General features: G+C 48.7%; 16 protein-coding genes and 4 tRNA genes. All 20 read right to left on the reverse strand.

Features of this window, described 5'->3' with window-relative positions; translation table 11 throughout:
* Positions 1-7: 7 nt before the first annotated feature.
* Positions 8-1,111, reverse strand: coding sequence for a tetratricopeptide repeat protein (locus BLU97_RS12885; RefSeq protein WP_074761922.1), 1,104 nt, complete (start codon positions 1,109-1,111; stop codon positions 8-10).
* 18 nt (positions 1,112-1,129) lie between these two features.
* Positions 1,130-2,737 carry a TonB family protein gene (locus tag BLU97_RS12890; RefSeq protein ID WP_074761923.1) on the reverse strand — a complete coding sequence of 536 codons (1,608 nt, stop codon included), beginning with the start codon at positions 2,735-2,737 and terminating at the stop codon, positions 1,130-1,132.
* A 28-nt stretch (positions 2,738-2,765) separates the two neighbouring features.
* On the reverse strand, positions 2,766-3,125 hold the full coding sequence (locus tag BLU97_RS12895) for a BlaI/MecI/CopY family transcriptional regulator (protein ID WP_074762074.1): 360 nt from the start codon (positions 3,123-3,125) through the stop codon (positions 2,766-2,768).
* Between the two features lie 220 nt (positions 3,126-3,345).
* Complete coding sequence (gene rpsJ, locus BLU97_RS12900; protein ID WP_013064715.1) at positions 3,346-3,651, reverse strand: 30S ribosomal protein S10; 306 nt, start codon at positions 3,649-3,651, stop codon at positions 3,346-3,348.
* 81 nt (positions 3,652-3,732) lie between these two features.
* Positions 3,733-5,859 carry an elongation factor G gene (fusA, locus tag BLU97_RS12905; RefSeq protein ID WP_074761924.1) on the reverse strand — a complete coding sequence of 709 codons (2,127 nt, stop codon included), beginning with the start codon at positions 5,857-5,859 and terminating at the stop codon, positions 3,733-3,735.
* Between the two features lie 34 nt (positions 5,860-5,893).
* Complete coding sequence (gene rpsG, locus BLU97_RS12910) at positions 5,894-6,370, reverse strand: 30S ribosomal protein S7 (protein WP_013063135.1); 477 nt, start codon at positions 6,368-6,370, stop codon at positions 5,894-5,896.
* A gap of 156 nt (positions 6,371-6,526) precedes the next feature.
* Positions 6,527-6,907 carry a 30S ribosomal protein S12 gene (gene rpsL / locus BLU97_RS12915; RefSeq protein ID WP_013063973.1) on the reverse strand — a complete coding sequence of 127 codons (381 nt, stop codon included), beginning with the start codon at positions 6,905-6,907 and terminating at the stop codon, positions 6,527-6,529.
* Between the two features lie 277 nt (positions 6,908-7,184).
* Positions 7,185-11,516, reverse strand: a complete 4,332-nt coding sequence (gene rpoC, locus BLU97_RS12920; RefSeq protein ID WP_074761925.1) for a DNA-directed RNA polymerase subunit beta' — start codon at positions 11,514-11,516, stop codon at positions 7,185-7,187.
* Positions 11,517-11,562: 46 nt separating this feature from the next.
* Entirely contained in the window at positions 11,563-15,375 is a 3,813-nt protein-coding gene (rpoB, locus tag BLU97_RS12925) for a DNA-directed RNA polymerase subunit beta (protein ID WP_074761926.1), read from the reverse strand.
* 77 nt (positions 15,376-15,452) lie between these two features.
* The gene (gene rplL / locus BLU97_RS12930; RefSeq protein ID WP_013063286.1) at positions 15,453-15,833 is read right to left on the reverse strand and encodes a 50S ribosomal protein L7/L12; all 381 of its coding nucleotides are present in this window, start codon (positions 15,831-15,833) and stop codon (positions 15,453-15,455) included.
* A gap of 48 nt (positions 15,834-15,881) precedes the next feature.
* Positions 15,882-16,397 (reverse strand): 50S ribosomal protein L10, encoded by a 516-nt coding sequence (rplJ, locus tag BLU97_RS12935; protein ID WP_074761927.1) that lies wholly within the window; start codon positions 16,395-16,397, stop codon positions 15,882-15,884.
* A gap of 20 nt (positions 16,398-16,417) precedes the next feature.
* Positions 16,418-17,110, reverse strand: a complete 693-nt coding sequence (gene rplA, locus BLU97_RS12940; protein WP_074761928.1) for a 50S ribosomal protein L1 — start codon at positions 17,108-17,110, stop codon at positions 16,418-16,420.
* Between the two features lie 22 nt (positions 17,111-17,132).
* A complete protein-coding gene (gene rplK / locus BLU97_RS12945) occupies positions 17,133-17,573 on the reverse strand; it encodes a 50S ribosomal protein L11 (RefSeq protein WP_013064963.1) in 441 nt (146 codons plus the stop codon).
* A gap of 95 nt (positions 17,574-17,668) precedes the next feature.
* The gene (gene nusG, locus BLU97_RS12950; protein ID WP_013064805.1) at positions 17,669-18,214 is read right to left on the reverse strand and encodes a transcription termination/antitermination protein NusG; all 546 of its coding nucleotides are present in this window, start codon (positions 18,212-18,214) and stop codon (positions 17,669-17,671) included.
* Between the two features lie 17 nt (positions 18,215-18,231).
* Positions 18,232-18,423, reverse strand: a complete 192-nt coding sequence (gene secE / locus BLU97_RS12955) for a preprotein translocase subunit SecE (RefSeq protein WP_013063860.1) — start codon at positions 18,421-18,423, stop codon at positions 18,232-18,234.
* 16 nt (positions 18,424-18,439) lie between these two features.
* Positions 18,440-18,512, reverse strand: a tRNA-Trp gene (locus BLU97_RS12960).
* An 86-nt stretch (positions 18,513-18,598) separates the two neighbouring features.
* Complete coding sequence (gene tuf, locus BLU97_RS12965) at positions 18,599-19,783, reverse strand: elongation factor Tu (RefSeq protein ID WP_028906902.1); 1,185 nt, start codon at positions 19,781-19,783, stop codon at positions 18,599-18,601.
* A 64-nt stretch (positions 19,784-19,847) separates the two neighbouring features.
* Positions 19,848-19,919 (reverse strand) — tRNA-Thr (locus BLU97_RS12970).
* Between the two features lie 10 nt (positions 19,920-19,929).
* Positions 19,930-20,002, reverse strand: a tRNA-Gly gene (locus BLU97_RS12975).
* 15 nt (positions 20,003-20,017) lie between these two features.
* Positions 20,018-20,100: transfer RNA gene (locus BLU97_RS12980), tRNA-Tyr, on the reverse strand.
* Positions 20,101-20,221: the final 121 nt, after the last annotated feature.

The raw sequence follows: 20,221 nt of genomic DNA on the forward strand, positions 1-20,221 counted from the left end.
TAAGTTATTATTTTTTTCTTGCTTTGAATTTCTCGCGTAGGTCATAGACACGCAGCATCTCCTTGGCTTTCTCTATCATCTCCGATAGCTTTTCGGTTGGTTTGTCAACCTCGGCGGCCTTCTCAACAAACTGCTGATAGTAGGCCCTACCCTGCTCCTCGTCCTTTAACAGATAGGCATAGGCATTAGCGATGTTATAATAGGTAGCTACCGATGAGGGATTATACAACAGGTGCTCCTTCCAAGCGGCTACAGCCTCTTCGTATTTATGAGTGAGGTAATAGCCCTCACCCTCCGACAAGGTGATTGCTTTCATGATGGTAGTATCGGGAAGCATCAGTTCCTTAGCTAAAGACAGATAGTTCAGTCCTTCGGGATAGCGCTGGGTATCAACACACACCACGCCCAAGCGATAGGCACAACCTGCATGCTGCATGCCACTCACAAGGAAAGCCAGCTGCAGATACTTGTAGGCACGCTCAAGATCATCTAACTGCGAGTAGCTCATGCCTGCCGAATAAAGGGTATTAAAAGTTGAATCACCCTGTTCTAACAAATGCTCGTACATCATGGCTGCAGCAGTGAAGCTACGATTCACAAACCAGGCATCGGCCAATGCTCTGTTGACCAGGACATTAGTAGAGTCTTTCAGCGAGTATTTCAGACCGCATATCACGGCTTTTTCGGGTTGACTAGCTTTGGTATAACCATTCGTCAAACCAGCCACCACTTCACCATCCATAGGAAAACGAGCGACCAACTGTTGAGCCCAATACACAAAGGAGTCGTTATCACCTTGTTTCTGATAGCTGAATGCCAACTGACGGAAGGCTTCGTGCGACAGACTATCCTCGGGGATATTCTTGAGCAGTTCGGCTGCCTGACGATAATTAGCACGCTTATAGTAGCAGTCGGCCAGTTTGGTGCGGGTTATCAATGTATCCCTCAGGCCAAAAGCTTTTTGATAGCACTTCAGCGCTTCGAAAGTATTATACTGCTGCATGCAGCTGTCGCCAGACTGCAGGCAGATGGTAAGCGAGTCGAGAACCTCGCCCTTGGCGGGAGAAACCGCCAAGAGAGCGAGGGCTACAATAGTTAACACTATCTTCATGATAAAGAGAGAGAGATTTTATTTCTTAGTAGTAATCAGGATAACACCGTTCTTGGCCTTATCGCCATACTTATCGGTGGCAGTCTTATCCTTCAGGATCTCCATGTGACTGATGGTGCCCGGATCGAGGGCTTTCATCGCTGTGTAATCCACAGTCTTACCATCAAGAATCACCAACGGAGCCGTTTCGAGTTCAGTAGCACTGGTCTTATCATAGCCTACAATTACCAGCGGGCCTAACACATTTTTTCCTTCAGGATTACCCTTGTCGACATTCGATGAAGTTGATTGACCACCCTGGAGTGCAAAAGTGATAGGCACGGTATATTTTACACGTACGGCCTTGCCATTCTGCGTTCCAGGCTCCCAGTTAGGCATGGTGTTGATAACACGCACTGCCTCGGCATCGAGTTCGGGACTAACCGACTTAACTACCGTTGGCTCGGCAATAGAGCCATCCTGCTCAACGACGAAGGTAACGATGACACGGCCCTGGGTACCAGCCTTTTCGGCTGCGGCAGGATACTTAACGGTTTTAGAAAGGAACTCGAAGAGAGCTGATGCGCCACCAGGATACTGCGGCATATACTCTACCACATCGAAGGGGCGCGGCTTGCTGGTCTGAGCGGTTGAAGCATCGGTCTTTGACTGTTCGTCGGCCTTGACAACCTTGATCGTCTGGCTACCCATCTTAATGGTACCAGCCTTTACACCTTTCTTAACGGGTGTTTGCTGCTGGGGCTGGGTGTAGACATAATGCGTCTCGGTCTCGGCATTAACAGCGAGCGCTACAGCTACGATAGGCAGGAGTGCCAACAGTTTAAGGTAGCGCTGACGGGGTGATTTAGTATGTAACATCATATTAATTCGGTTTTTGAGGGTACTGTGGGTGATACCGTTAGCAAGGGAGTACCCACCAATGCTTGCGGCTTTTGTGATTAACAGGTATTGATATTGACGCGCATTGATCCCTTGAGAGAGTACTGCACCATCGGCCTCGTATTCATGGATGGCACGCAGATCGCTGCGCAGCATCCAGATGGCGGGATTAAACCACTGGAGGGCGGTGAGGGTATCAACAAAGAGCAGATCCCACGAGTGGTGGTAACGGATATGCCCTCGTTCATGTGTGAGAATTGCCGCATCGTTAGCCAGGTAATCGCTGCGGTTCATCACGATATAATGCATCCAACTGAATGGCGCCAGATCGGGGTTACCGGTCACACAGATCACGGTACCATCAGACTGCGGATACTTTTGACTATGCTTAATGAGTTTTACGATTCTGAACAACGACCAGAGGGTATGACCAAGCGTAGCTGCCATGCCGATGAAGAACAGAACAATGGCCACAGACTGCCAAAGCGGATACATACCGGCATCGGACGACATATCGGCCACAGCCTCAAGGGCGCCAAACGACACACTGGGGGCCGACTCTACCACGATGTTTTTGTGCAGGGTGATAACGCACAGCGGCAGTACAAACGATGCCACAGCTGTAGCCAGAAGCACCACACGATTAACACGGTGGAACGTTTCGCGGGCCAGCAACACACGGTAGAACATATTGAATACCGCCAAGATGGCTGCCACTTTCAGATCGTAGGTCAGAAAATCTATCATTGGACAATTTAGTTATTTACGATTTCGACTATTGGTTCTTTTCTATCTGATCGAGAAGCTCCCGGAGTTCTTCAACAGAAATCTTCTCTTCCTTAACGAAAGCAGATACTGCTGAGAGGTAGGAGTTATTGAAGTAGTTCTTGATAACACCGGCAATGGATTTACGACCGCACTCCGCCTCGGTGATGAGGGGGTAGTACTGATAGGTATTACCAAACTGCTTATGATCAAGATAGCCTTCCTTCTCCAGAATGCGTACCATCGTAGATAGCGTATTGAAGTGCGGGCGCGGCTCGTCGTAGTACTCCAAGAGCTCCTTAACGAACATCGGACCGTGCTGCCAATACAAATCCATGATCTCCTTTTCCTTGTTTGTTAACTTTTTCATTTTACTACAGTTTGCTTTAAGTTCGAAAATCAAATTGCGCGTTGTAATCAATATCCGAATGCAAAGTAACTAAAAGTTTTCGTTATATACAACTAAAAGATATAGTTTTTAAACTAAATTAATTAGTTAAGTTTGGTTTTAACGATTATTCAGGCTATCAAAACAAAAAAAACAGCGCATCCTTGGGGATACGCTGCTTTATAATCAGATAAAGATAAAACTATACCTTGATCTCAACCTCAACACCGCTGGGGAGCTCGAGCTTCATCAGAGCGTCAACAGTCTTAGCAGTTGAGCTGTAGATGTCGATCAGACGCTTGTAGTCTGAGAGCTGGAACTGCTCACGAGCCTTCTTGTTAACGAAGGTAGAGCGGTTAACGGTGTAGATACGCTTGTGTGTAGGAAGGGGGATAGGACCGCTGATGATAGCACCTGTGGCCTTAACAGCCTTCACAATCTTCTCGGCTGACTTGTCTACGAGTTTGTGGTCGTAGCTCTTCAGCTTGATACGAATTTTCTGACTCATTGTCGTTTTAATTGTTTAATTGTTATTTAAAAGGGGGTGCTGCTAAAGAGTCATTTGCTCAGCAGCACCCATTTGTTATCTTTATACGAGGTCGGCACGGCCCTTAACCTCCTCCAGAACTGCCTTAGCGATAGAGCTTGACAGAGGAGCGTGGTGATCGTACTCCATTGAGCTGGTAGCACGACCTGAAGTGATGGTACGCAGAGCGGTTACATAACCGAACATCTCTGACAGGGGCACCTGAGCCTTAACAACACGGGCACCGCTACGAGCCTCTTCCATACCCTCTACCTGGCCACGACGCTTGTTCAGGTCACCGATAACGTCACCCATGTTCTCCTCAGGTGTTACAACCTCGAGCTTCATGATAGGCTCCATCAGTACGGGCTTAGCCTGAGCGCATGCGTTCTTGTATGCCTGCAGAGCAGCGATCTCGAATGAGAGCTGGTCAGAGTCAACGGGGTGGAACGAACCGTCGAGTACAGTAACCTTCAGTGAATCCATTGGGTAACCACCGAGGATACCATTCTTCATAGCGTTCTCGAATCCCTTCTGGATAGATGGGATGAACTCCTTAGGAATGTTACCACCCTTAACCTCGTTAACAAACTGCAGACCGCCGTCCTTAGCGATATCCCAATCGTCGTCAACAGGACCAACGTTTACGATGATATCAGCGAACTTACCGCGACCACCCGACTGCTTCTTGTAAACCTCACGGAGGTTAACAGTCTTGGTGATGGCCTCCTTGTAGTTAACCTGAGGCTTACCCTGGTTACACTCAACCTTGAACTCACGCTTCAGACGGTCGATAATGATATCGAGGTGAAGCTCACCCATACCAGAGATAATGGTCTGACCACTCTGCTCGTCGGTACGTACGGTGAATGTTGGGTCCTCTTCGGCCAGCTTAGCAAGACCGTTATCGAGCTTAGCAACGTCGGCCTGAGACTTAGGCTCAACTGCGATAGAGATTACAGTATCGGGGAAGCTCATTGACTCCAGTACGATAGGTGCATCCTCAGCGCAGAGGGTATCACCAGTACGGATATCCTTGAAACCTACACCTGCGCCGATATCACCAGCGTCGATGCTCTCCATTGGAATTTCCTTGTTTGAGTTCATCTGGAACAGACGGCTGATACGCTCCTTCTTACCCGAACGTGGGTTGTAAACGTATGATCCGGCAGTGATCTTACCAGAGTAAACGCGGAAGAATACCAGACGACCCATGTATGGGTCGGTAGCAATCTTAAAGGCCAGAGCCGATGTAGGCTCGTCCTCAGAAGGCTTACGATCCTCTTCCTCATCGGTATCAGGGTTGGTACCCTTAATAACCTCTACGTCAACAGGTGCGGGCAGGAATGCACATACGTAGTCGAGCAGAGGCTGCACACCCTTGTTCTTATAAGAAGAACCGAGCAGCATAGGAGTACACTGCATTGAGATAGTACCCTTACGGATAGCAGCGATGATCTCGTCCTCAGTGATTGAGTTAGGATCGTCGAAGTACTTCTCCATCAGAGCCTCGTCGTACTCAGCAGCAGCCTCAAGCAGCTTGTTACGCCACTCGTCGCACTCAGCCTCCAGGTCGGCGGGGATATCCTCAACATCGTACTCAGCACCCATGGTCTCATCGTGCCACAGGATAGCCTTCATCTTGATCAGGTCAACCAGACCCTTGAAGTTCTCCTCAGCACCGATGGGCACCTGGATAACAACAGGGTTAGCACCCAGGATGTCCTTCATCTGCTGAACAGTCTCGAAGAAGTCAGCACCTGAACGGTCCATCTTATTAACGTAACCGATACGAGGTACGTTGTACTTGTCGGCCTGGCGCCATACAGTCTCTGACTGAGGCTGAACACCGTCGGCAGCAGAGTAAGTAGCAACAGCACCATCCAATACACGGAGTGAACGCTCTACCTCAGCGGTAAAGTCAACGTGTCCCGGAGTATCGATCAAGTTGATCTTGAAGTTCTTACCATTCCATGTCCAGTTACAGGTAGTAGCAGCAGATGTGATAGTAATACCACGCTCCTGCTCCTGAGCCATCCAGTCCATGGTAGCAGCTCCATCGTGTACCTCACCAATCTTATGAGTCTTACCTGTGTAGAACAGGATACGCTCAGAAGTGGTTGTCTTACCGGCATCGATGTGAGCCATAATACCGATATTTCTTGTTAAATGTAAATCGCGGTTTGCCATTGTTTTGTATCCTTTTAACTTCTTACCTTATTTATTAGAAACGGAAGTGAGCAAATGCGCGGTTAGCCTCGGCCATGCGATGCATATCCTCCTTACGCTTGAAGGCACCACCCTGATTGTTGAAGGCGTCCATGATCTCAGCAGCCAGCTTATCGGCCATTGACTTACCAGAACGCTTACGAGCGAACTGAATCATGTTCTTCATTGAGATACTCTCCTTACGGTCGGGACGGATCTCAGTAGGTACCTGGAAAGTAGCACCACCGATACGGCGACTCTTTACCTCAACCTGTGGGGTAATGTTGTCGAGAGCCTGCTTCCAGATCTCCAGGGCAGACTTCTCCTCGTTGTTCATTTTGCTCTTCACTGTCTCCAGTGCATTGTAGAAGATCTCATAAGACTTGGTCTTCTTACCATCAAACATCAGGTGGTTTACAAACTTAGACACCTTCTGATCGTTGAATACGGGATCTGGCAGGATCACACGCTTCTTTGGTTTTGCTTTTCTCATTTTGTTTTTGAATTAAAATTCTGCTTGAGGGCTGTTCTTACTTGTTCTTCAACGTCACTTCGCTCGGACATTTACTCAACCTTTATAACATTATCTCCAGCAAAACGGATTAAATTTTTTGTTTCTTTTTGGCCTGACTGACCATCTCCGGTCATTTTACTTCTTAGCCTTTGGACGCTTAGCACCATACTTAGAACGGCGCTGTGTACGGTTAGCTACACCAGCAGTATCAAGAGTACCGCGAACGATGTGGTAACGTACACCTGGCAGGTCCTTTACACGACCACCGCGAACAAGCACGATTGAGTGCTCCTGCAGGTTGTGTCCCTCTCCAGGGATGTAAGAGTTAACTTCCTTCTGATTTGTCAGACGAACACGGGCTACCTTACGCATAGCCGAATTAGGCTTCTTAGGTGTTGTTGTGTAAACACGTACGCAGACACCACGACGCTGAGGACAGTTGTCCAAAGCAGGTGACTTTGACTTGTCAACAATTACCTTTCTGCCTTTTCTTACCAATTGTGAAATTGTAGGCATAATACTTTAATTTTTAATTTATATATATGTTATTTTATTTATAATCAGCGCTTTACACACCCTATCTCGCTTAATAGGGGCGTTTCGGGCTGCAAAGGTACAACTATTTTCCGATTCCACCTAACTTATATGGAGAAAATGCAAGTTTAAACCTTCGATTTAACAAGAAATAACGTTTTTTGAATTAATTAATAGTAGATTATACCCAAAATGAATAAAAAAGAGTGCCGCACATACGTGCAGCACTCATAACATATTTTGCTAATCAAAGATAGCCTTATTTCTCCTCGAGAATAGTCTCATCAGCGAAGTCGAGAACGTTCTTGCGGTTAGCCTGAATGCGCTCATACTCCTCCTTTGAACCAACGATAATCTTCTCGAACTCACGCAGACCGGTACCAGCAGGAATCAGGTGTCCGCAGATAACGTTCTCCTTCATACCTACCAGGTGATCTACCTTACCACGGATAGCAGCCTCGTTAAGTACCTTGGTTGTCTCCTGGAACGATGCAGCCGACATGAACGACTTGGTCTGAAGAGCGGCACGTGTGATACCCTGCAGAATCTGAGTAGATGTAGCGGGCACTGCATCACGAACCTGTACCAGACGGAGGTCACGACGCTTCAGCATAGAGTTCTCGTCGCGCAGCTTGCGGGCGGTAACAATCTGACCCTTCTGCAGGTTCTCGGAGTCACCGGCATCGGTAACAACCTTCTTACCCCAGATACGATCGTTCTCCTCAGCGAAGTCGAGCTTGTCGACAATCTCCTGCTCGAGGAACGAGGTATCACCAGGTTCGTTGATCTGTACCTTACGCATCATCTGACGAACGATGATCTCGAAGTGCTTATCGTTAATCTTTACACCCTGCAGACGGTATACGTCCTGAACCTCGTTCACGATGTACTCCTGTACAGCGGTGGGACCCTTAATGGCCAGGATGTCGCCTGGAGTGATAACACCATCAGAGAGTGGTGTACCAGCACGTACGGCATCGTGCTCCTGTACCAGGATCTGCTTCGACAGCGATACGAGATAACGACGCTGCTCACCAGTCTTAGAGGTTACGATAATCTCACGGTTACCACGCTTTACCTTACCCATGGTTACCTCACCATCGATCTCGGATACAACAGCAGGGTTAGATGGGTTACGAGCCTCGAACAGCTCGGTTACACGGGGCAGACCTCCGGTGATATCACCACCCTTGGCAGCAGCACGTGGAATCTTAACGAGGGTTTCACCAGTTGCAACTGTCTGGCCATCCTCAACAACAACGTGTCCACCTACAGGGAAGCTATATGTTCCGATTACCTCGCCATCGGCACCGATTACATCACAGGTAGGAACCTTAGTACGGTCGCGCGACTCGGTAACAATCTTTTCAGTCAGACCAGTGGTTTCGTCGGTCTCGGCACGGAAGGTAACACCCTCGATCACATCGTTGAACTTCAGGGTACCAGCGTACTCGGTAACGATAACGGCGTTGAATGGGTCCCACTGAGCAATCTTGTCGCCCTTGGCAACCTCGTCGCCGTGACCAAAGTAGAGTGACGAACCGTAAGGTACGTTAACGGTAGAGAGAACGATCTTGGTGTTAGGATCAACGAAACGCATCTCACCCAAACGGCTTACAACCATCTGACACTCGCGGCCATCCTCATCGAATGGAACGGTACGAACCTCTTCAAACTCGATCATAGCGCGATCATATTTAGATACGATGCTTGCATTTGCTGCGGCGTTGGCAGCCACACCACCGGCGTGGAACGTACGCAGAGTAAGCTGTGTACCTGGCTCACCGATAGCCTGAGCGGCAATCACACCAACAGCCTCACCCTTCTGTACCATACGACGGGTAGCGAGGTTACGTCCGTAACACTTCATGCAGACACCCTTCTTCGACTCACAAGTGAGCACTGAACGGATCTCGACCATCTCGATATCAGATGCCTCGATAGCCTCGGCTACTGACTCGGTGATCTCCTCACCAGCGGCTACAATCACCTCACCGGTCTTAGGATTGATCACATCGTGAACAGATACACGACCTAAGATACGCTCTGACAGGCTTGAGATAATCTCGTCGCCGCTCTTCAGGGCTGTGCACTGCAAACCACGCAGGGTACCGCAGTCCTCCTCGGTAATGATCACATCGTGCGATACGTCAACCAATCGACGTGTCAGGTAACCAGCGTCGGCTGTTTTCATAGCGGTATCAGCCAGACCCTTACGAGCACCGTGAGTAGAGATAAAGTACTCGAGCACCGACATACCCTCCTTAAAGTTAGAAAGGATTGGGTTTTCAATAATCTGGTGACCCTCGGCACCGGCCTTCTGAGGCTTAGCCATCAGACCACGGATACCTGAAAGCTGCTTAATCTGGTCCTTACTACCACGGGCACCTGAGTCAAGCATCATGAATACAGCGTTGAATCCCTGGTCGGCCTCGGTCATCTGCTTCAGCAGGATGTTACCGATATCGTTGTTGACGTGGGTCCAGGTATCAATAACCTGATTATAACGCTCGTTGTCGGTGATGAATCCCATGTTATAGTTGTCGGTAATCTGCTGTACCTCCTCATTACCCTTGGCAATCAGCTCAGCCTTCTCCTTAGGAATAATGATATCATCGAGGTTGAACGACAGACCGGCCACGTAAGCCATGCGGTAACCCAGGTTCTTGATTCCATCAAGGAACTCACAAGCCTCGGCGAAACCTACATTCTTAATTACAGCACCGATAATGTCGCGCAGACTCTTCTTAGAAATAATCTTATTAACGTAACCAACCTCCTTTGGAATGATGCCGTTTACGATTACACGACCTACTGAAGTCTCTACCATGTGGCGAACAGGCTGACCGTCGACGATATCATCAACGATAACCTTAACCTGGGCGTGCAGTTCGCACTTACCCTCGTTGTGTGCGATGATAGCCTCTTCAGGACCATAGAAGGTAAGTCCCTCACCCTTAGCACCTGGACGGATCTTGGTAATGTAGTACAAACCAAGTACCATATCCTGTGAAGGCACGGTGATAGGTGCACCGTTGGCAGGGTTCAGAATGTTATGGCTCTGCAGCATGAGCAGCTGAGCCTCGAGGATAGCCTCGTTACTCAATGGGAGGTGTACAGCCATCTGGTCACCGTCGAAGTCGGCGTTGAACGCAGTACATGCCAGTGGGTGCAGCTGGATAGCCTTACCCTCGATCATCTTTGGCTGGAAGGCCTGGATACCCAGACGGTGCAGTGTTGGTGCACGGTTCAGGAGTACAGGGTGACCCTTCATCACGTTCTCAAGGATATCCCAGATAACTGGCTCACGACGGTCAACAATCTTCTTAGCGCTCTTAACAGTCTTCACGATACCGCGCTCGATGAGTTTACGGATGATGAATGGCTTATACAGCTCGGCAGCCATCAGCTTTGGCAGACCGCACTCACCCATCTTCAGCTCAGGACCTACAACGATAACCGAACGGGCTGAATAGTCAACACGCTTACCCAGCAAGTTCTGACGGAAACGTCCCTGCTTACCTTTCAGTGAGTCAGAGAGTGACTTCAGAGGACGGTTGCTATCGCTCTTAACAGCAGACGACTTACGGCTGTTGTCGAAGAGTGAATCCACAGCCTCCTGCAGCATACGCTTCTCGTTTCGGAGAATCACCTCAGGAGCCTTAATCTCCATCAGACGCTTCAGACGGTTGTTACGGATGATGACACGACGATAGAGGTCGTTCAAGTCAGATGTAGCGAAACGTCCACCATCCAGTGGTACCAGAGGACGAAGCTCAGGAGGAGTAACAGGGATAATCTTCATGATCATCCACTCGGGGCGATTGATGCCCTTCTCAACTGATGTACGGAAAGCCTCTACTACCTGCAGACGCTTCAGAGCCTCGTTCTTACGCTGAACTGAAGAGTCGCTGTTAGCACGGTCGCGCAGTTCGTACGACAGTGAGTCGAGGTCGATACGTGTCAGGAGGTCGTAGATAGCCTCGGCACCCATCTTTGCGATGAACTTGTTAGGATCGCTATCGTCGAGATACTCGTTATCGGGTGAAAGCTGATTCTCTACAATCTCTGAGTACTCATCCTCTGAGAGCAGGTCGAACTTGTTAGAACCCAGGGCATCGTTACCCTCGGCATCCTTACGGCCTGCCATTACACCTGGCTGGATAACCACGTAGCGCTCGTAGTAGATAACTGCATCGAGCTTCTTGGTGGGCAGACCCAGCAGGTAACCTATCTTATTAGGAAGACTACGGAAGTACCAGATGTGTGCTACGGGCACAACGAGCTCGATGTGACCAGAACGCTCACGACGAACCTTCTTCTCTGTTACCTCTACACCACAACGGTCGCAGACAATACCCTTATAACGGATGCGCTTGTACTTACCGCAGGCACACTCGTAATCCTTGGTAGGACCGAAGATGCGCTCGCAGAACAAACCATCGCGCTCAGGCTTATAGGTACGATAGTTGATGGTCTCTGGCTTGGTAACCTCACCGAAGCTGCTCTCCAGAATCTCTTCAGGAGAAGCAAGTCCGATGGTAATCTTCGTAAAATTATTCTTTATTTTTGAATCCTTCTTGAAAGCCATATATATTATCTTTCTCTTAATTCTTAACTCTTAATACTTAACTCACTTAGTCGAGGGTAATACTCAAACCAAGACCACGCAACTCGTGCAGCAGCACATTGAGAGACTCGGGGATACCTGGTGTAGGCATTGGCTCGCCCTTAACGATAGCCTCGTAAGCCTTAGAGCGACCTACGGTATCATCCGACTTGATTGTCAGGATCTCCTGAAGAACATGGCTGGCGCCGAAGGCCTCGAGGGCCCAAACCTCCATCTCTCCGAATCGCTGACCACCGAACTGGGCCTTACCACCAAGAGGCTGCTGAGTAATCAAGCTGTACGGACCGATTGAACGGGCGTGCATCTTATCCTCAACCATATGACCGAGCTTAAGGAAGTAGGTGATACCTACTGTAGCAGGCTGGTCGAAACGCTCACCGGTCTCACCATCATACAGGTGGGTAGAGCACAGGCGTGGCAGACCTGCCTTGTCAGTCCACTCAGCAAGGTCTTCGAGCTTAGCACCGTCGAAGATAGGAGTAGCGAACTTAACACCGAGCTTCTTACCGGCAGCACCGAGGATAGCCTCGAAAATCTGACCAAGGTTCATTCGAGAAGGCACACCCAGAGGGTTCAGTACCAGGTCGACTGGACGACCATCCTCGAGGAATGGCATATCCTCCTGACGTACGATCTTAGATACGATACCCTTATTACCGTGACGTCCGGCCAGCTTATCACCTACGCCGATCTTACGCTTCTTGGCAATGTAAACCTTAGCCATCTGCAGGATGCCGTTTGGCAGCTCATCACCGATGGTAATAGCGAACTTCTTACGCTTCATCTCAGCATCAAGCAGCTTATACTTCTTCATGAAGTTGATAATCAGCTTGGCAATCAGCTCGTTCTTATGCTCATCTGTTGTCCAGTTGCTAATCTGTACGTCGCCATACTCAAGGTTGCGCAGGGCTGTAGCAGTGAACTTGCTACCCTTGGTGATGATCTCGGCACCGGTGTAGTCCTTAACACCCTGTGAGGTCTTACCCTTAGTGAGCTCCATGAGCTTGTCGATCAGGATATCCTTCAGGTCTTCAACCTTTGCCTCGTACTCCTCGTCGATCTTAGCAAGCACGAGCTTATCCTGCTGCTTAGACTTACGGTCCTTGATGGCACGCTGGAACATCTTCTTATCAATAACGACACCACTCAGTGATGGGTTAGCCTTGAGTGAAGAATCCTTCACATCACCAGCCTTATCACCGAAGATGGCACGGAGCAGCTTCTCCTCAGGCGAAGGATCGCTCTCACCCTTAGGTGAAATCTTACCAATCATGATATCGCCTGGCTCAACACGGGCACCAACACGGATAACACCATTGTCGTCCAGATCCTTGGTAGCTTCCTCGCTTACGTTAGGAATATCAGCTGTGAACTCCTCAACACCACGCTTGGTCTCACGTACATCGAGTGAGTACTCATCAACGTGTACAGAGGTAAGTACGTCGTCGCGAACAATGCGCTCGTTAAGCACGATAGCATCCTCATAGTTGTATCCCTTCCAAGGCATGTAGGCTACCAGCAGGTTGCGGCCCAGAGCCAGCTCACCGTCCTCGGTAGCGTAACCCTCAGTCAGGATATCACCGGCCTTTACGCGCTGTCCCTTCTCACAGATAGGACGCAGGTCGATGGTCATATTCTGGTTGGTACGACGGAACTTAGCGATACGGTACTCCTTCAGGGCGGGCTCGAAGCTTACGAACTCCTCGTCCTCGGTGCGATCGTACAGAATACGGATGGTTGTAGCATCAACGTACTCGATAACACCATCACCCTCGGCAGTAACCATGGTACGTGAATCCTCACATACCTGCTTCTCGATACCGGTACCTACGATAGGTGCCTCGTTGTGCAACAGAGGTACGGCCTGGCGCATCATGTTAGATCCCATCAGCGCACGGTGAGCATCGTCGTGCTCCAGGAATGGAATCAGAGATGCAGCGATAGAGGCAATCTGCTGTGGTGATACATCCATCAGGTCAACGTCTGTAGGTGGAACTACAGGGAAGTCGGCATCCTGACGACACTTAACAACCGAGCGGATAAATGTACCATCGTCGTTCAGAGGTGCGTTACCCTGACCGATGATGTGCTCAGCCTCCTCCTCAGCGGTGAGGTAAACGATACCATTGTCGCTCAGGTCGGCAACACCATTCTCTACCTTACGGTAAGGAGTCTGGATGAATCCGAGCTCGTTGATCTTAGCATATACACAGAGAGATGAGATCAGACCGATGTTTGGTCCCTCAGGGCTCTCGATAGGACACAGACGACCATAGTGTGTATAGTGTACGTCACGAACCTCGAATCCGGCACGCTCACGGCTCAGACCACCAGGACCCAGGGCTGAGAGACGACGCTTGTGAGTAACCTCGGCCAGAGGGTTGGTCTGGTCCATGAACTGCGACAGAGGGTTGGTACCGAAGAACGAGTTGATAACGCTAGAGATAGTCTTGGCGTTGATCAGATCGGTTGGTGTGAACACCTCGTTATCGCGAACGTTCATGCGCTCACGGATGGTACGGCTCATACGAGCCAGACCTATAGAGAACTGATTAGCCAGCTGCTCGCCTACGGTACGTACGCGACGGTTCGACAGGTGGTCGATATCGTCGACAGTAGCCTTAGAGTTAACCAACTGAATCAGATACTTGATAATCTCGATAATATCTTCCTTGGTCAGAACGCGAACATCCATATCGGTGTTCAAACCAAGCTTCTTGTTGATACGGTAACGACCAACATCACCCAGATCGTAACGCTTGTCAGAGAAGAACAGGTTCTGGATAACCTCACGTGCGCTGGCATCATCGGCAGGATCGGCATTACGCAACTGACGATAGATGTAGAGCACAGCTTCCTTCTCAGAGTTAGATGGGTCTTTGGCCAGTGTGTTGAAGATGATGCTGTAATCCGAAGCAACAGATGCGTCCTTGTGCACCAGGATAGTCTGTGCGCCACTCTCAAGGATATCCATCATGTTCTCCTCGGTAATCTCAGTCTCACGCTCCATAATCATCTGGTTACGCTCGATTGATACAACCTCACCAGTATCCTCATCAACGAAGTCCTCGTTCCAGCTCTTCAGTACGCGGGCAGCAAGCTTGCAGCCAACCACAGCCTTCAGGCTCTTCTTGTTAACCTTAACCTCCTCGGCCAGGTTGAAGATCTGCAGGATGTCCTTATCGGCCTCGAAACCGATAGCACGCAGCAGAGTTGTTACGGGCAACTTCTTCTTACGGTCGATGTATGCGTACATGACATTGTTAATGTCGGTAGCAAACTCGATCCATGAACCCTTGAATGGGATAACACGAGCCGAATACAGCAGGGTACCGTTAGCGTGTACGCTCTGGCCGAAGAATACGCCAGGTGAACGGTGCAACTGTGAAACGACTACGCGCTCGGCTCCATTGATAACGAATGTACCATTGGCGGTCATGTAAGGGATAGGACCCAGGAATACATCCTGAATCACAGTTCCGAAATCCTCATGATCCGGATCAGTACAATACAGTTTCAGCTTAGCCTTCAGGGGCACGCTATAAGTCAAACCACGCTCCAAGCACTCATCGATGCTGTAACGAGGTGGGTCGATATAGTAATCCAAGAACTCAAGAACGAAATTATTACGTGTGTCGGTGATAGGGAAGTTCTCAGCGAACACCTTATACAAGCCGTCATTCTTGCGTTCCTCAGGCGGAGTATCCAACTGCAGGAAGTCTTTGAACGACTTTAATTGCACATCAAGGAAATCCGGGAATGGCATCGGATTTTTGACGCTGCCAAAGTTTACTCTGTTATCTATTATTTTTGAAGCCATAAATTATAATTTAAATAAAAAGGCTAGGAACCCCCGACTGGGGAGTCCCTAACCGATTGCTATTTGTATGTAACTGATTACTTCAGCTCAACCTCGGCACCAGCGGCCTCGATGGTCTTCTTCAGGTTCTCAGCCTCTTCCTTGCTCAGACCCTCCTTAACGGTAGCAGGAGCACCGTCTACGAGATCCTTAGCCTCTTTCAGACCAAGACCACAAGCCTCCTTAACGGCCTTTACAACCTGCAGCTTAGCAGCACCGGCTGACTTCAGAACTACGTCGAATGAAGTCTTCTCCTCAGCTGCATCAGCAGCACCAGCTGCAGCAGGACCAGCGGCAACAGCAACAGCTGCAGCGGCGGGCTCAATTCCATACTCGTCCTTCAGGACAGTTGCCAACTCATTAACTTCTTTTACAGTAAGGTTTACCAACTCTTCTGCAATAGCTTTAATATCTGCCATTTTATTTAAAATTTTAATTGTTTTTAATTTGAATGTTACTTATTTCGCTTATTTGTTACGCTCAGCGATAGCGTCAAGCAGACCGTGAACCTTGCCACCAGCGTTCAAGCCAGAAACAACATTCTTGATTGGAGACTGCAGCAGAGCTACAACCTCGGCGATCAGTTCGTTCTTGCTCTTGATTGCTACGAGCTCATCAAGCTTGTCAGCACCTACGAAGAAGCTCTCCTCAGCATATGCACCCTTCAGGGCGGGGATACCTTCCTTCTTGTACTCCTTGATCAGCTTAGCAGGAACGTTAGCTGTCTGTGCGAACATAACAGCTGTGTTACCCTTCAAGCACTCATAAAGTGGAGTGAAATCAATTTCTGAAGCCTCAAATGCCTTCTGGAGAAGAGTGTTCTTCACCATCAGCAACTTAATCTCATTCTTGAAGCACTTCTCACGGAGCTCGCTTGTCTTAGCGGCATCGAGACCGGCAAGGTCAACAAGATAGAAATGAGGATATGCCTTCAGCTTCTCTCCAAGTTCTACGATGATAGTATCTTTTACTTCCTTTTTCATTTGTCTAATCTTTTAACGAGTTATTCAACTGATTTAGGATCTACCTTGATACCCATGCTCATAGTGCTTGAGAGGAAGATACTCTTAATGTATGTACCCTTAGCAGCGGCGGGCTTCAGCTTGATAATGGTAGAGATGAACTCCTTAGCATTCTCAAAGATCTGATCTGCGCTGAAGTTGATCTTACCGATTGATGTATGCACAATACCTGCCTTATCAACCTTAAAGTCAATCTTACCCTGCTTAACTTCCTTAACTGCCTTAGCAACATCCATAGTAACAGTACCACTCTTGGGGTTTGGCATCAGTCCGCGGGGACCGAGCACACGGCCCAAAGGACCGAGCTTACCCATGCAAGAAGGCATTGTGATGATTACATCAACGTCTGTCCAACCACCCTTGATCTTCTCGATATACTCGTCAAGACCAACGTAGTCGGCACCTGCTTCCTTAGCAGCAGCCTCCTGATCAGGAGTACAGAGAGCGAGCACACGTGTAACCTTACCAGTTCCGTTTGGCAGCGATACAACGCCACGAACCATCTGGTTAGCCTTACGTGGATCAACGCCCAAGCGTACATCGATATCAACTGAAGCGTCGAACTTAGTGGTGGTAATTTCCTTCACCAGTGCGGCGGCTTCCTTCAAAGAGTATGCTTTCCCTGCTTCAACCTTATCAGCGACCAACTTTTGATTTTTTGTCAGTTTACTCATTGTCTCTAATTGAAGTTATTAATTATTTACCAGGGAACTCCCCTTCTACAGTGATACCCATACTACGCGCTGTACCAGCGATCAGCTTCATAGCCGACTCTACGGTAAAGCAGTTCAAGTCCTTCAGCTTATCCTCGGCGATAACGCGAACCTGATCCCAAGTAACCTTGGCTACCTTCTTACGGTTTGGCTCAGCACTACCGCTCTTCAGCTTAGCAGCTTCCTTCAGCTGTACAGCTGCGGGAGGAGTCTTCAGCTCGAAAGAGAATGACTTGTCAGTGTAGTAGGTGATAACAACAGGAATAATCTTTCCTGCCTTATCCTGGGTTCTGGCGTTGAACTCTTTGCAGAATCCCATAATGTTAATTCCCTTAGAACCCAGTGCAGGTCCTACTGGAGGTGAGGGATTCGCAGCGCCACCTTTAATCTGTAATTTGATTAATCCAGCAACTTCTTTAGCCATTTCTGTTTGTTATTAATTGAATTTTGTTATATAAGCATCAGGAGTGGAAGCCTCCCTCTACCGATATAGAGAACAGGCGAACCGTAACATTCACCCTATTCCTTTTCTACCTGATTATATCCAAGCTCCAGAGGAGTCTTGCGACCGAAAATCTTAACCATAACTTTCAGCTTGTGTTTCTCGGCATTCACCTCTTCGATAATTCCGCTGAATCCGCTGAAAGGTCCATCTGTTACCTTAACTGCTTCATCCACAGCATAAGGTACACCAATCTCTTCACTCTTTATCTCCGTCTCCTCGGCAGTACCAAGGATTCTGTTAATATCACTCTGCTTTACAGGGGTTGGATTATCCAAACCACCCAAGAAGCCTAACACATTAGGCATAAAGCGCAGTGTGTGAGCCATCTCACCCTGGAGGTTGGCCTCTACCAACACATAACCTGGCAAGAACAGCTTCTCCTTAACCACACGCTTACCATTACGCAGCTGAGCATATTTCTCGGTAGGCAGTAACACCTGACCAACGTTTGCTTGGAGGAAAGAGTCACGCTTCATCAAGGCCTCAAGGTATTCCTTTACCTTGGCCTCTTTACCGCTAACAGCGCGAAGTACGTACCATTTCATTCCTGACTGAGCCATCTCTCAAACAACGTTTATTAACCGGGATAAACCATACTCATTACCGACTTGAACACAAAGTCCATGGCCCATACTACCAATGCAATAATTAGCGATGCTGAAAGCACCACTACTGCACTATGAGTCAACTCTTTGCGAGAAGGCCAAGTTGTCTTATGTGCCAACTCGTCGTAACAAGCTTTGCAATAATCGATAAACTTCTTAAACATATTATTTCTTATTTAGCACGGGAAGGAGGACTCGAACCCACGACCCTCGGTTTTGGAGACCGATGCTCTACCAACTGAGCTATTCCCGTAAGTAAGCCCCCGCCCATTAAAAACGGGGGCTTGGATTATCTAGTGTTTACTAGAAAATTCTAGATTATCTAGAGCTTACTGAGGATTAGTCCTCGTAAACCTCTGTGATCTGACCAGAACCTACTGTGCGACCACCCTCACGGATAGCGAAGCGCAGACCTGGGTTCAGAGCTACAGCGTAGATAAGCTCAACAGTGATCTCTACGTTATCACCAGGCATTACCATCTCAACACCTGCGGGCAGTGAAATCTCACCTGTGCAGTCCATTGTGCGGAGATAGAACTGAGGACGATACTTGTTTCCGAATGGAGTGTGACGACCACCCTCTTCCTTCTTCAGAACGTAGATAGAAGCCTTGAACTTCTTGAATGGCTTGATCTGACCTGGGTGGCAGAGTACCATACCACGCTTGATCTCGTTCTTATCGATACCGCGGAGCAGCAGACCTACGTTATCACCAGCCTGACCCTCGTCAAGAATCTTACGGAACATCTCAACGCCAGTTACAACTGACTTCTTGTCCTCACCAAGACCGAGCAGCTCAACCTCATCACCTACGTGGATAACACCAGTCTCGATACGACCAGTAGCAACTGTACCACGACCTGTGATTGAGAATACGTCCTCTACAGGCATCAAGAATGGCTTGTCAGTTGCACGAGGAGGCTCCTGGATCCATGTATCACAAGTGTTCATGAGCTCCATTACCTTCTCCTCCCACTTAGCAACACCGTTCAGTGCACCAAGGGCAGAACCACGAATGATAGGAGTATCCTCCTCGAACTCGTACTGAGCGAGAATCTCCTGAACCTCCATCTCAACGAGCTCCAGCATCTCCTCATCCTCAACCATATCGCACTTGTTCAGGAATACAACCAGACGGGGAACGTTTACCTGACGAGCGAGCAGAACGTGCTCACGAGTCTGAGGCATAGGACCGTCAGTAGCAGCTACAACAAGAATAGCACCGTCCATCTGAGCAGCACCAGTTACCATGTTCTTTACATAGTCAGCGTGTCCTGGGCAGTCAACGTGAGCGTAGTGACGAGTAGCAGTCTCGTACTCAACGTGAGCGGTGTTAATAGTGATACCACGCTCCTTCTCCTCGGGAGCGTTGTCAATCTGATCGAATGACTTAACCTCAGAGAGACCAGCCTTTGCCAGCACAGTTGTGATAGCAGCTGTCAGAGTTGTCTTACCGTGGTCAACGTGACCGATAGTACCGATGTTTACGTGCGGTTTGGTGCGCACAAAATTCTCTTTTGCCATTTTACTTGTTATTAATTTTGTTAATTATTACGAATTTTCAGTTTCCTCCTTCTAATCGCAAGAGAGCTGTAACTGAGAGTTGAACTCAGGACCTCTTCCTTACCAAGGAAGTGCTCTACCACTGAGCTATTACAGCATGTTCTTTGAGCGGAAAACGGGGCTCAAACCCGCGACCCCCAGCTTGGAAGGCTAGTGCTCTATCAACTGAGCTATTTCCGCAAACATCTCTTGAAGTGGGTGCTGATGGATTCGAACCACCGAAGTCGAAAGACAGCAGATTTACAGTCTGCCCCATTTGGCCACTCTGGAAAACACCCATGTCATTTACGCTCTGGAGAGCGAAGGAGGACCAACTCCCTATTTCCTTCTTTCATTTTGAGTCCGAGGATAATTGACTTTCGCCTATCCTCCGATTCTCTTTGAGCCTCTTGTCGGATT

It is taken from the genome of Xylanibacter ruminicola (assembly GCF_900107775.1).
GTDB lineage: Bacteria > Bacteroidota > Bacteroidia > Bacteroidales > Bacteroidaceae > Prevotella > Prevotella ruminicola_C.